The following is a 13,045-nucleotide window of genomic DNA, read 5'->3' as shown; positions in this document are numbered from 1 at the left end:
TAATCTACTCAATTGACCATAATTGACCATCGTTTGTTCAGGAAATGGGCAAGTTTCTGGTGTAGGTTTCTATGGGACTCTCAATTGTCCTGGTGGCAAAACCTGCCCTAAACCCTCTATTGGACTTCAACTGAGGTCTTGCACCATTGTCATTAATCGTAGGGTGGGCAGTGCCTACCAACGTGGTTTGCAAGCTTCATTATCTGTCTGATGCACTGCCCACCCTATATGAACTGCCCACCCGACATGAACTATTGGACTAAACCCTCTATTGGACTTAAATACCGAGGCGCTGCATCGCTAATCCTAGGGTGGGCAGTGCCTAGTAACGTGGTTTGCAAGCTTCATTATCTGTCTGATGCACTGCCCACCCGACATGAACTGCCCACCCGACATGAACTCAACCCTCTATTGGACTTAAATACCGAGTTATTGTATATGTACTTGTGTATACTTATTTAATAAAAAGCAAAAGATAGATAAAAAACTATAAATTTCTTAGAGAGGCCTATACTCAGCGTGAGTCAGCATCAACTTGTATCTCCTGAACAGCGGTCTAATGAACCCCAAAGGTACTATGATCCACAAGCGATCGCCCGCTACTATCGTTCCAGACCTTGGGTAGTGATTTGGCGTTGCCTGAGGATTGTCTGGGGTTTCGCTAGCTTTGTTTTTAGTATTAAGTTAGACCAATGGCGCAACCGGACTGAGCAGAATAAGTTAAAACGAGCCACACAGCTGCGGGAACTTCTGACTAACCTCGGTCCAACCTTTATTAAAGTCGGACAAGCTCTTTCCACCCGCCCTGACTTGATTCGGCAAGATTTTTTAGATGAACTGATCAAACTACAAGACCAGCTGCCTCCCTTTGACAATGCGATCGCATTGTCCCAGATCGAGCAAGACTTAGGGCGCTCCATCCAAACACTGTTTAGCGAAATTTCCCCAAAACCTGTAGCAGCCGCTAGTCTCGGTCAAGTCTATCGGGCTAAACTCCACACCGGTGAAGAGGTGGCGGTTAAGGTACAACGTCCTAACTTACGCCCTGTCCTCACCCTAGATCTTTATTTGATGCGGTGGGCAGCTAGCTGGATTGCCCCCTGGTTACCACTCAATCTCGGTCATGACCTAACTTTGATTGTAGATGAATTTGGTACTAAGCTCTTTGAGGAAATTAATTATCTCAATGAAGGTCGCAATGCCGAACGATTTGCTCTAAACTTCCAAGACGACCCCACTGTCAAGGTTCCAGCAATATACTGGCGCTACAGCAGTATCCGTGTACTCACCCTAGAGTGGATTGATGGCTTCAAGTTAACAGACACAGAACGTATTGAAGCCTTAGGACTAGACAGGGCCAGCTTGATTAAAACTGGTGTCACCTCTGGTTTGCGTCAGTTGTTAGAGCATGGCTTTTTCCATGCTGATCCTCATCCAGGTAACTTATTTGCCCTTCCGGATGGACGCATGGGCTATATTGACTTTGGCATGATGGATCAGTTAGATCAGGATACCAAAGAAACCATTGTCAGCTGTGTTGTTGATCTAATTAATCAAGATTATCAATCATTAGCCCAGGCGTTTGTTAAATTAGGTTTCCTAGCACCCAACACAGATATCCAGCCGATTATCCCAGCCTTAGAAGCTGTCTTGGGACAAGCAATTGGTGAAAGTGTCGGGGATTTCAACTTCAAGACGATCACAGATCAGTTCTCAGAGTTGATGTATGACTATCCTTTCCGGGTTCCAGCCAAGTTTTCCTTAATTATTCGTTCTCTGGTGACTCAAGAAGGACTGGCACTGACCTTAGATCCCAACTTCAAAATTGTCGAGGTTTCCTACCCCTATGTAGCTCAGCGTCTGCTTACCGGTGAAACCCCACAAATGCGGCGGCGTTTGATTGAGGTGTTGTTCAAAGACGGTAAATTCCAGTGGGAACGACTGGAAAATATGATTGCGATCGCTCGCTCTGATCAGAACTTTGATTTACTACCAACCGCTCAACTTGGTTTGCAGTATCTGTTGTCTGAGGAAGGTCAGTTTTTGCGACGTGAACTGTTGTTAGCGTTAACCGAAGATGACCAACTCCATGGAGCAGAAATTCAGAGTCTGTGGAACTTAGTCAAAGATGATTTACCACCAGAACGTTTATTCAATGTAGCTTTGAATGCACTAAGTACTATTTCCAGTGATGGGATTGGGGCTATTTTACCCAAGGCTCCTGCTGTGAGTAGCAAATAGTATGTCAGACCAACTGGCCTACAATGATATTCCTGATCATGACTACTTACTCCTGACTATTGACTACTTGTTGTTATTGTAATTAGCGCCGGTTCCCAAACGTTATAGCATTTGGTGGGTTACAGCCCCAAAAAAAATCAATGCTGCGCTTAACCCACCCTAGGAAATTATAAGATTATAGTCACCACAACTACCGGATCGCATTCGCCGCTTTAGCAATCCGTGTCGGAATTGTGATAATTTCTGATTCCCTATTCCCTACTCCCTGCTCCCTGCTCCCTGCTCCCTGCTCCCTATTCCCTATTCCCTGTTCCCTATTCCCTATTCCCTATTCCCTATTCCCTTTGCTATCATTTTTTGTAATAATCTTCACAGGCACTAAAAGCATGAAGATTAGGAGTTATTTGTGTATAATTTTTGGCCAGACCCACCGTATTTTTTGTTAATTTTTGGTTTGTTTGCTGGGATTACCTGTGGGCTAGCTTTTGAAGCTACACTCAAAGAAAAAGTACAGGAATGGTATAAGACCAAATCCAGTGAAACCCTGGCTGAAATTAAAGGAATCCAGTTACTGTTCCCATTTGTGGGAATTGGTATTGGGATTTGCCTGTTTCTAGCCTCTGGGTTAGGAATTTTTGCCTTGCCCTATTGGTTGTGTTACTCAATCTCCATACCTATGACGTTGTTTATTAGTGGGCTAGTTTGGTCACAACTCGGTAACCTGTTGATTCAGTTAGAGCGAGGTGGTTCCAAAGCTCTAGATTTAGATTCGTGGGAATAGATAGAAACAGGCTAATTTGTGATTAGTGATTGGGAGTTTTTTCCCATACTATCGGTCAGCTACTAATGGCTAATGGGTAATGGGTAATGGGTAATGGGTAATTGCCTTTTGCCCATTTCCGACTCCCTACTCCCTATAGCAATTCTCTATCCCATGAGGTACAAACAGATCCCCCTAAATCCCCCTTAAAAAGGGGGACTTTGAGTGTTTATCAGCGTACCTGGTAAATGCCATAAACGCTATACTTCCTCTTCCTACTTCCTAAAACCAAGATTAATAATTCCATTATTTTATATCCCTTAAAAAAACCATAGAATAATATTTAAGATTACTAATACAAGCAATAGTAAGCCATTTATAATTAAATCATGACGACTTTCGTTGAGCTTTTTACCTAAAACTAGGCTGCCGCGCTCAAGAAAGTATTTTTTCATAAACCCTGGAACTTTTTCATAGTATGGCTTGTACTTTAGCAGATTAATAATTAGCTGTATTAAGCCATAGGTAGTCAAAATTAATAGGGTAATTCGGTACCAGGAATAGAGGTTAATCATGATGTCTGACTCAGGATATATTTGACCAAAATAGCGATAATTGCTGCGGCAATGCTGCCGAGTAAACTAATTCTGACAATCCGATTGTACTTGCGGACTTGGATCTCAGCCATCTTTTCTGCCTGTCTTTCCATATAGTTTTCTAGTTCCTGAGCTAGGGTGGAAACTACGGCAATGATTAGTGCTGCATCATCAGCTAATCCAGCTACGGGAATTACGTCTGGAACGGCATCAAAGGGGGATATTAAATAGACTAAGGCTGCGATCGCTAACGCTTTTCCCTTCCAAGGGGCATTAGGGTCCCGGACCATTTTAGCTAAAGCTTGAATTTTCGGCCAAATTTCTTTAATTGCTCCCCGATTCATCCGTTCTAAGTTCTTGTCAATTTTTTGGATGTCTTCTGGCTTGGTATTTTGGAGCAATTTATGAAATATTTCTTTGATCCTCCCCCGGTTCATCTGATCGAGGCTCTGGTCAATTTTCTGGATGTCATTGGGGGAGATATTTTTTTGTAATTTTTCCAGTAGTGTTCTAATTTTGCCAGGGTTGCTTGCTGCTGACTTTTCCGACCGTTTGGGGGTATCTTGTTTAGTGCTAGATTTTTGAAATTTGCTGAGTATTCCTGTAATTTTGCTTCTAATTTTGTCAGTGTTGCTTGGTTCTGGATTCCTTAGCCTTACTAGGGTATCCTTAAGAGTTCCTGGTTTGGGTAATTTGCTCAGTAGTGACTGAATTCGCCCAGGGGGTTTTTGTTCTAAGGTCTGGTCGAGGGATTGGATATCCTCTGGTTTTTCCTCTGGTTTTTCCTGTTTTTGAAATCGCCGAAATAGTCTTTCCTGTAAACCCATTACTATTAACCTTCTTCTATCGGAGGATTTATCTGTTTTAGTTGTTAACGTAAGCATTCAGCCGTCAGCCGTCAGCCGTCAGCCGTCAGCATTCAGCATTCAGCTGACGTAACAAAGATTAAACGAAGCTTACTTGTTTTATTTAAAAGCTCAAAGCTCAAAGCTGTTCGCGTAGCGTGCGCGTAGCGCATGAGCTGAGAGCTGATAGCACCTCAAGTAGCATCTCAAGTAGCGCTAATCGCTGACCGCTGAATGCTTACTTGTTAACTAGTATAATGACCTTTATGGTATGCTTATTGCTAAATTAGTCCCCAGTTGTAGACCCATCTACAATAGCCAGCCTGTTGAGCCATCAGGGTTTTGTGTTGGTTGTTGAGTTTCAGTTTGGTCTTGAGAGCGTAAGCATTCAGCCGTGAGCTAAAAGCTCACGCGTGCGCGTTCAGCCATCAGCCGTCAGCCGTCAGCCGTCAGCCGTTGGCCAACGGCCAAGGCCAAGCGTGCGCGTAGCGCATTAGCTGATAGCTGTTGGCGTAGCCTGCGCGTAGCGCATTAGCTGATAGCTGAATGCTTACTTGAGAGCTTCGTACATGTTTAATAAACTTGTCACAGGTTTTCCAACTATGACCAACTCCCCTGGTCTTTCCCGAGCAGCTAACGTGAGCACCCAATCCTTTCATTCTAACCCACTGCGCCAGTGGTTAACTCGCTTTTCCCTATCCCTAGGCTTGAGTCTAGTATCTACATTCAGTGCAATTCCTGCCCTAGGAGCAGAGCGAATTACTTTCTTCGTTTCTCCCTTTGGACAATTTAATATTGGGATTGAAGACTTGGAAATCTTTGCCAAAGATGGCACAATGACCAGGCAATTTGCCTATTATGCTAACTTTGCTACACCAACACAATTAGCAGCACTGCGGATTCTACTAAATAGTCGATTTAATATTTCTCCCAGATATGTTTATTTGTTCACTCGTTTACCGGTGGGTAAAACCTTACTGCGCCGATTGGGGAATGTAATAAAAGCAGATTTTAATCGCAATGGTTTCTATCCTTTACGGGGTGCTTTGATTTCCGCAGCTTCTGATCCAGAAGGCTTGAGCGTTATTAATGTATTGCGTAAATTTTCCCTAGAAACTATTTACCTGGATGTGGAACTAATTTCTGATGTTACTGATGAGCTATCAAGGCTATTTGTGGGAAACAAGGTTGTCTTTAGTGCCGTTAAAAATCAGGCACAAATAGAGGGAGAAGGCTCAACATCGTTTGATTTGTCAGCACAGCCAGATCTTAGGAATCCTGGAGGAATAGGTTGGCGTAAAGAAACCTTTGAGGTTTATAACTCTGAGCGTCAAGCTTCGTTTCCGGTTGATATTTATCTACCTAAGTCTTCAGACCAAGGAGCAATAGCAGGCTCGATTCCAACTCTGGTTATTTCCCATGGTTTGGCTTCTGACCGCAATACCTTTGCCTATCTAGCGAAACATTTAGCATCTTACGGTTTTGCAGTTGCGGTGCCGGAGCATATTGGTACTAGTTCTGAACGGATTAATCGAATCTTTGCTGGCTTCGCAACTCCCCTCAATCCTACTGCGATCATCAATCGTCCTTTGGATGTGAAGTATTTGTTAGATGAACTTTCCGCTAAAGCTAATTCTGACCCGAGTAAGTTTGGCAGGCTGAATCTAGAAGAGGTGGGAGTAATTGGTCAATCCTTCGGAGGCTATACTGTTCTTGCTCTAGGAGGGGCTAAACTCAATTTTGAACAGCTTACTAGTGAGTGTGATGCTGCTCGACAGAACAATTCATCCTTGGATGTATCCCTGCTACTCCAGTGTCGAGGTACTCAACTACCCCCAGAAGACTATAATTTGGGAGACGAACGGGTAAAAGCGGTGATTGCTGTTAATCCGCTCAGCAACCCGATCTTTGGTGAAGCCGGGATGTCACAAATTCAGGTTCCGGTCATGATGGTCTCTAGTATCAGAGACATCTTTGCGCCACCTGTAGAACAACAAATTACCCCCTTCCGCTGGCTAACTACCCCAGAAAACTATCTAGTGGTCACAGAAGCAGGTACTCACTTTTCCTACTTGGGTGGGGCAGGAGAGGGTGTCTTACCGGTTCCACCTGAATTGATTGGGCCAGATCCTGCGATCGCTCGTCCTTACCTGATCGCACTTAGTACCGCTTTTTTCAAAACCTATATTGCTAAACAACCCCAATATGCTTCCTATCTCAGTGAGTCCTATGTCAAAGAGATTAGTCAAGACCCATTGAATCTGTTTCTGATCAAGTCCTTTTAATTGCGATCTCCTGACTACCGACTCCCGATTCCCGATTCCCGATTCCCGACTCCCGACTCCCCTACATACCACAAATTTCCCTTAATTCTGTTTCCTCTTCACGAGTGACTAGGTAATCATCAAGCCAATCACAACTCTTTGTCACTAAATCATCTAAATCGAAATTCCATAAAATTACCGTGTTGTCACGACTAGCAGAAGCAAGAGTGTTGCCATCTCGGCTAAAGTTAACGCTATAGACATCTGCGCTATGTCCAGTGAGGGTGTGTAGGAGTTTGCCCTCGAAATTCCACAGTTTCACGGTGTTGTCCCAACTACCAGAAGCGATAGTTTGGCCATCTGGGCTCAAGGTGACGTTAGTGACATCTTCGCTATGTCCAGTGAGGGTGTCCAGGGGTTTGCCTTCAAGATTCCACAGTTTCACGGTGTTGTCCCCACTACCAGAAGCGATAGTCTGGCCATCATCGCTAAAGGCTACACTAAGGACAGCTCCGCTATGTCCAGTGAGGGTGTGCAGTTCTTTGCCTTGGAGATTCCACAGTTTCACCGTGTTGTCATAACTAGCAGAAGCGATAGTTTGGCCATCATAGCTAAAGGCCACGCTATAGACATCTGCCCTATGTCCAGTGAGGGTGTGCAGTTCTTTGCCTTGGAGATTCCACAGTTTCACCGTCTTGTCAAAACTAGCAGAAACGATAGTTTGGCCATCATAGCTAAAGGCTACGCTCCTGACCCAATCGCTATGTCCAGTGAGGGTGTGCAGTTCTTTGCCTTGGAGATTCCACAGTTTCACCGTCTTGTCCTTACTAGCAGTAGCGATAGTTTGGCCATCATAGCTAAAGGCCACGCTAGAGACCCAATGGCTATGTCCAGTGAGGGTTTCCAGTACTTTGCCTTGGAGATTCCATAGTTTCACCGTCTTGTCATTACTAGCAGTAGCGATAGTTTGGCCATCTCGGCTAAAGGCCACGCTGATGACAGCTGCCCTATGGCCTTTGAGGGTTTGCAGGGGTTTGCCTTGTAGATTCCACAGTTTCACCGTTTTGTCCCCACTAGCAGTAGCGATAGTCTGGCCATCTGGGCTAAAGGTAACGCTCCATACAGGTGCGCTATGGCCTTTGAGGGTGTGCAGGGGTTTGCCTTGCAGATTCCAAAGTTTCACGGTGTTTTCAAAACTAGCCGAAGCGATAGTCTGGGCATCTGGGCTAAAGGCGACGCTAGTGACCCAATCGCGTCCGTCCAGGCTATTAAATTCTTTCACTCCATAGAGAGATTGCCGTAAACTAGCGATCGCTTGTATTCTAGTATCACCTTTTACCCAATTCGCCTGTTTCAGTTTTCCTGCTGCCCTTAAACTCTCTTTTAGAGCATCAAAGGGTTGCTTTGAAACAAAAAGAGTTTCTGAAAGTTGACTCAGGGCTTTAATTTCACTTTCTTCTGCCTTTCTAGCCTGTTTAGTTGAAAAAACTGTCACCAACACCAGCACACTAACAAACCCTACCGCTACTAACCTGCGGTTACGGGTGATTTGCTTGTGCTTCTGACTGCTTACCTGAATATACTCCTCAGCTAGCCCATTCAACATGCCCAACTTGCCATAATTTTTTAAATACTCCTGGGCTTCTACTAACCTCCCCCCTTGCAACAGTACACCGGCATCATCACGCTTCTTACCCTTCTGCTGCCATTCTTGTGCTGCCGCTTCCAGCTTCCGTTCGATCACCATCCCCTCTGTGTAAGTCTGCTTCCACTCCAGCAACTTTCCCCAGTGGCGAATCAAGGCTTCATGTACCACATCCAAAACCACATCCTGGGAATTTTCCTGATGGCTTCTAGTAATCAAGCGGTTGTCTGAACTGGCTAAAGTCTCGCTAACAGCATCGAGCAGTTTTAAACTATGGTGAGAATTGACTAACTCCCCCAGGGGTACTCGTCTACGGGTATCGAGAGTATCTCCCACTTGAGTTAATTCCAAGAACAAACGCCTAGCTACATTTTGTTCTTCCGGTGAGAGACCATTAAATACCTGATTGGCTCTCTTTTCGAGAGTTCCCTCAATTCCCCCTAACTTTTGATAGGTTTCTAACCGTAAAAACGTTTCCTGCTGCTGTCTTGACTGTTTCCATAATTCCGTCAGAGTATATTGGAGCAGGGGCAGGCTGCCTGGATAATCTTCTACATCGTTAATCAGTTGCTGTTTTAATCTGCCCTGAATTCCTAATCCTACTAATTTCGCCGGTAGTGCGATCGCTTCTTGATGCAGTCGCTCATGGGGGGAACCCCCAAGACCGCGCTGCATCGCTTCTTCAATTTCCTGACGGTTCAACTGGTCAACATTGATGTAAGGTCTATTGATCTTTTCAACAAATTTAGGATAGTCTCGCAACCGCCCCCGAAAGTCAGAGCGCATGGCGATTAACACAATTAGATTGTCTTTCTGCTCTAATAATTCAATTAAACTGTTAAAGAATTCCTGACGTTGGTCAGGTTGACTCATAGTGAAGCACTCTTCAAACTGGTCAATAATCATGACCACCGGAGTTTTACTAGAATTCTCTGGCTGGGCGTTGCTGAGGGGAAAGCCCCCTAAATCCCCCAGCGAGGGATTGCTCGCTGGGGGACTTTGAAAGTTTTGTTCCCCCCAGCGAGGGATTGCTCGCTGGGGGGCTAGGGGGGCAGAATCATACCCAGAATCAGCCAAACCCTCTTCTTGCTTCTGCTCACGCTTCCCCTTCTCCAGCACCTCCTGTAACCTTTGCTTTGGTGTTTTTTGAGGAGTAAAAGGTTCCAGATAATGCCAGCGATCGCTTCTTGATGCAGTCGCTCATGGGGGGAACCCCCAAGACCGCGCTGCATCGCTTCCAACAATTGCCTGACCTAACTTCAGCTGATACAATAATTCTGCTCTGAGTAAGGAAGACTTGCCACTGCCGGAAGCCCCTAACACTACTAGCATACGGTCTTTATTTCTAACTCGCTCAATTAACTGCTGGGTCAACTTAGAGCGACCGTGAAACACCAGAGCATCTTCTGGTTTTGCGGTAAAATAAGACAAAGACCGATAGGGGCATTTATCCTGAAAGCTCAGTTTCGGAAACTGGGTAGTTAGTAGAATGGCTTGGTTTGAGTTAGCGATTAAAGGACGTTGTCCAGTCCTTGACATCCGCTGCTCAATAAACAAGGCCAAATTATGACTATTAACAATACCATCCGGGTGATTTTCCGGATTCAACCCTGCCAGTAACTCCCTGGTAAATATTCCTTGTTCATGGCTAATTTCGATTCCCGGTTCAAAAGAACGAGTGGCAGTAATCAAGCAGTAAATTTTCTTTGTTGGAATAAATTTTAGTAACTCGCCACTGTAGCAACAATCTAACCAAATCACTACCTGTTTGACTGGGCTAGTTGTGATTTGCTCACCCAACTCCCGCAGAGGATAGCCATAAATTCCCACATCAGGAAAGGCATCACTAGTGACTAAGAAAACTTCCTCAATACCATCCACCTCTTGTCTACAGCCATGGCCTGAAAAGAAGAATAGGCCAGTTTCTGGGGGTTGGTTCGGAGGTGGAGGATTAAACAGATTAGCGACTGCTGACCTTAATTCCTCTAATTTGACTATTCCTCTGTTCGGTAGTGCTCCTGCTCCTTTTTGGGTCAACCCAAGGGGTAAGTCCTGAATCCGAAACGGTTCATAGCCATACTGCTCTAATCGTTGAGCGACATTTTCCCCATCTAATGCCGCAACGGTCAGGTCGTTAAAGTTGGTGTATTCTGGATAACGGTTAATCCCAACAATTAGGGCTTCCCATTCCGGTGTCATTGGAGCGAGGTTGTGACATTTTTACTAGGGTAACATACTGTAAGCATTCAGCCGTCAGCTCTCAGCCGTCAGCCGTCAGCCGTCAGCTTTGTGGCACAGGCTTAATGTTTGTGGCACAGGCTGCATCGCTTATTCAAAAGCACCTCCCGTAGCGTGGGCATTAGCTTATAGCTGAATGCTTATAGCTTACTTGCAGTTGTCAATTGGGTCAAATACGTACGCCCTTGGGGTTAATCGGAGTAGTCGGTGACAGAAGGAGGTACTCACTTTTCCTACCTGGGTGGGGCAGGAGAGGGTGTCTTACCGGTTCCACCTGAATTGATTGGGCCAGATCCTGCTATCCCTCGTCCTTACCTGATGGCACTTAATACCGCTTTTTTCAAAACCTATATTGCTTGCACAACCCCAATATGCTTCCTATCTCAGTGAGTCCTATGTCAAAGAGATGAGTCAAGATCCATTGAATCTGTTTGTGATCAAGTCTTTGCAGGACACTCAACTCAAGTAGGAACTGTGTGTTACAAATTGGTGATTTTACTACAGAGAATGATAATTTACCAAGGAGCAATGTCCATGCTTACTCTATGATAAAAGAGCAGAACTAAATCTAAGATTTGCGTCATCAAGGGATATATTAAGTTATAATGGCTTAGAAGCGTTTGAGGTTATTAAAATAGCCAAATATGTCAAGCCCTCTGAGGCAGCATAAAAACTCGAAGTTCATGTCAGAACTCTTGTGCGATGGCACAATGAAGGAAGGTAAAATCAAAGCCATCCCCCCTCTGGACAAAAAAGATATGAGGTTGAATCCTACACTGTTGGAATCGAAAAAGACCGAGCCACAGTTATCTACGCCAGAGTTAGTTCCAAAAATCAACGATCTGACCTTAATAGAAAAATTGCCGCCATCAGTAACTTGTACCCGACAGCAGAAATCATCAGGTGCGACCCGTGATGGCGAGCAATCCCTTGACCGTAGGTCACGCTACGCGAACGCCATCACGGAAAGCGCACCTATAGGGAAATCGGAGAAGGCCTTAACTTCAAAAGAAAAAAAGTTACAGCCTTATTGGGGAGAGTCATGCAAGGAAATCTCCCAAGAATTATTATCGCACACAAAGACAGATTGGCAAAATTCGGTTTCGACTTCTATCAATGGTTTTGTGAGCAATTTAACTGCACAATCCTGGTTCTCAACGAGAAAAACTTGTCTCCAGAATCAGAAATGCTTGAAGACATCATCGCCATCCTACACTGCTTCAGTAGCCGAGTATATGGACTCAGGAAATATAAAACTGAGGTCGAGGAATATCAAAATTTATCCAAGCTCAGATCTAAAAAAAGAGTGGAATAAATGGGTAGCAGCTTGTAGATATTGTTTTAATAAAGCCATTGCTTATCAAAAAAAACATGGCAAAGTTGGTAAGCAAAAATTACGCAATATCATCATGCAATCAGAGTTACATGAATGGGTGAAAGCAACTCCTTGCCATATAAGACAGAATGCAATATTTGATGCGCATCAGGCTTACTCATTCAGTAAAAACTGTAAATTTAGAAGTTGTCATGCTCCCAGGCAAACACTTAAATTTAACAATAGCAACTACACCAAGGGTAAATGGTATTCAAGATTAACCAAGCGATGCAGCGCGGTCTTGGGGGTTTCCCCCATGAGCGACTGCATCAAGACAAGGAAAAGATTTTCAAAGTAGCGAACCCATACCGATCAGCAGTGCTTATGCTACACGAATAATAAAAACTAAGTGTGGGGATTGGTTTGCGGTTTTTTTAGAAGAAGTAAAACTAAAGACTAATAATGTAGATGGAATAATTGCAATAGATCCGGGAGTGAGAACTTTTATGACAGGATTTGATGGCCAATCATTTTTTGAAATTGGAGTTGGGGATATAGGAAAAATAACAAGATTATGCCAACATCTGGATCGGCTAATGAGTAAAATTGGTAAATCCAAATCGAAAAGGCAAAGACAAAAGATGAGAAAAGCGGCAGCAAGAAGTCGAAAAAGAATTAGAAACCTAATTGATGAATGTCATCGTCAGGCGGCTTCTTGGTTGAGTAAAAATTATTCATACATCTTATTGCCCACTTTTGAAACAAGCAAGATGACAAAAAAGAAAAAACGAAAAATAAGAAGTAAAACGGCAAGACAAATGTTAAGTTGGTCACATTATAGGTTTAAACAGGTATTAAAAAATAAAGCTGAGTTAAGTGGCTGTCAGGTAATTGATGTGACAGAAGAATTTACCAGCAAAACTTGTACAAGATGTGGCCATATTCACCCAAAACTGGGTGGGAATAAACTGTTTAAATGTCCAGAATGTGGACATGAAATCAATCGTGATTTTAACGGTGCTTTAGGCATTTTGCTTAAAGCTTTGAGGGATACCTCCTTCACTTTATATAGTGATGCTCTTGTCGTACAAGACGATAATATATCGCTTTGTAGCGCATAAATGTATCAGAATTCATAATA

At 44.0% G+C, this 13,045-nt stretch carries 9 protein-coding genes and 2 pseudogenes; 7 read left to right on the top strand and 4 right to left on the bottom strand.

Features of this window, described 5'->3' with window-relative positions; genetic code table 11:
* Positions 1–519: 519 nt before the first annotated feature.
* The 3 genes from BJP34_RS34530 to BJP34_RS34525 all read left to right on the top strand — a co-directional run bounded on the left by BJP34_RS34530 (position 520) and on the right by BJP34_RS34525 (position 3,022).
* A complete protein-coding gene (locus tag BJP34_RS34530; RefSeq protein WP_070396236.1) occupies positions 520–2,241 on the top strand; it encodes an ABC1 kinase family protein in 1,722 nt (573 codons plus the stop codon).
* Between the two features lie 233 nt (positions 2,242–2,474).
* On the top strand, positions 2,475–2,687 hold the full coding sequence (locus BJP34_RS45240) for a hypothetical protein (RefSeq protein ID WP_158517644.1): 213 nt from the start codon (positions 2,475–2,477) through the stop codon (positions 2,685–2,687).
* Entirely contained in the window at positions 2,648–3,022 is a 375-nt protein-coding gene (locus BJP34_RS34525) for a hypothetical protein (protein WP_070396235.1), read from the top strand. The genes BJP34_RS45240 and BJP34_RS34525 overlap by 40 nt, the downstream gene beginning before the upstream one ends.
* A gap of 550 nt (positions 3,023–3,572) precedes the next feature.
* On the opposite strand, the gene BJP34_RS46845 is transcribed toward BJP34_RS34525, so the two are convergent.
* Together BJP34_RS46845 and BJP34_RS49835 are read right to left on the bottom strand one after the other, a co-directional pair.
* Positions 3,573–4,424: a YkvA family protein gene (locus tag BJP34_RS46845; protein WP_070396233.1), complete on the bottom strand. Its 852-nt coding sequence runs from the start codon at positions 4,422–4,424 to the stop codon at positions 3,573–3,575.
* Positions 4,425–4,723: 299 nt separating this feature from the next.
* The gene (locus tag BJP34_RS49835; protein ID WP_149031488.1) at positions 4,724–4,834 is read right to left on the bottom strand and encodes a helix-turn-helix domain-containing protein; all 111 of its coding nucleotides are present in this window, start codon (positions 4,832–4,834) and stop codon (positions 4,724–4,726) included.
* 210 nt (positions 4,835–5,044) lie between these two features.
* Here BJP34_RS49835 and BJP34_RS34510 point away from each other — a divergent pair, with 210 nt between their 5' ends.
* Positions 5,045–6,727, top strand: coding sequence for an alpha/beta hydrolase (locus BJP34_RS34510; protein WP_229424171.1), 1,683 nt, complete (start codon positions 5,045–5,047; stop codon positions 6,725–6,727).
* A gap of 61 nt (positions 6,728–6,788) precedes the next feature.
* On the opposite strand, the gene BJP34_RS50225 is transcribed toward BJP34_RS34510, so the two are convergent.
* Entirely contained in the window at positions 6,789–8,312 is a 1,524-nt protein-coding gene (locus tag BJP34_RS50225) for a WD40 repeat domain-containing protein (protein WP_324611105.1), read from the bottom strand.
* A gap of 138 nt (positions 8,313–8,450) precedes the next feature.
* Positions 8,451–10,550, bottom strand: a pseudogene (locus BJP34_RS50220) (caspase family protein); the annotation flags it as partial.
* A 673-nt stretch (positions 10,551–11,223) separates the two neighbouring features.
* Here BJP34_RS50220 and BJP34_RS38165 point away from each other — a divergent pair.
* The 3 genes and pseudogenes from BJP34_RS38165 (at position 11,224) to BJP34_RS38160 (ending at position 13,025) form a co-directional block, all read left to right on the top strand.
* Positions 11,224–11,904, top strand: a pseudogene (locus tag BJP34_RS38165) (IS607 family transposase).
* Positions 11,825–12,262 (top strand): helix-turn-helix domain-containing protein, encoded by a 438-nt coding sequence (locus BJP34_RS50640; protein WP_418904090.1) that lies wholly within the window; start codon positions 11,825–11,827, stop codon positions 12,260–12,262. The pseudogene BJP34_RS38165 and the gene BJP34_RS50640 overlap by 80 nt, the downstream one beginning before the upstream one ends.
* 7 nt (positions 12,263–12,269) lie before the next feature.
* Positions 12,270–13,025, top strand: coding sequence for a transposase (locus BJP34_RS38160; RefSeq protein ID WP_324611104.1), 756 nt, complete (start codon positions 12,270–12,272; stop codon positions 13,023–13,025).
* Positions 13,026–13,045: the final 20 nt, after the last annotated feature.

It is taken from the genome of Moorena producens PAL-8-15-08-1 (genome assembly GCF_001767235.1).
GTDB classification, from domain to species: domain Bacteria; phylum Cyanobacteriota; class Cyanobacteriia; order Cyanobacteriales; family Coleofasciculaceae; genus Moorena; species Moorena producens_A.
The sequence above is the reverse complement of the archived record's forward strand: the minus strand, read 5'-3'. Positions and strand labels throughout refer to the sequence as shown.

Bases quoted from the DNA above. Each gene is read 5' to 3' on its own strand.
- BJP34_RS34510 (WP_229424171.1), top strand. From the start codon at position 5,045: ATGACCAACTCCCCTGGTCTTTCCCGAGCAGCTAACGTGAGCACCCAA.
- BJP34_RS46845 (WP_070396233.1), bottom strand. From the start codon at position 4,424: ATGGGTTTACAGGAAAGACTATTTCGGCGATTTCAAAAACAGGAAAAA.
- BJP34_RS50225 (WP_324611105.1), bottom strand. From the start codon at position 8,312: ATGTTGAATGGGCTAGCTGAGGAGTATATTCAGGTAAGCAGTCAGAAG.
- BJP34_RS50640 (WP_418904090.1), top strand. From the start codon at position 11,825: ATGGACTCAGGAAATATAAAACTGAGGTCGAGGAATATCAAAATTTAT.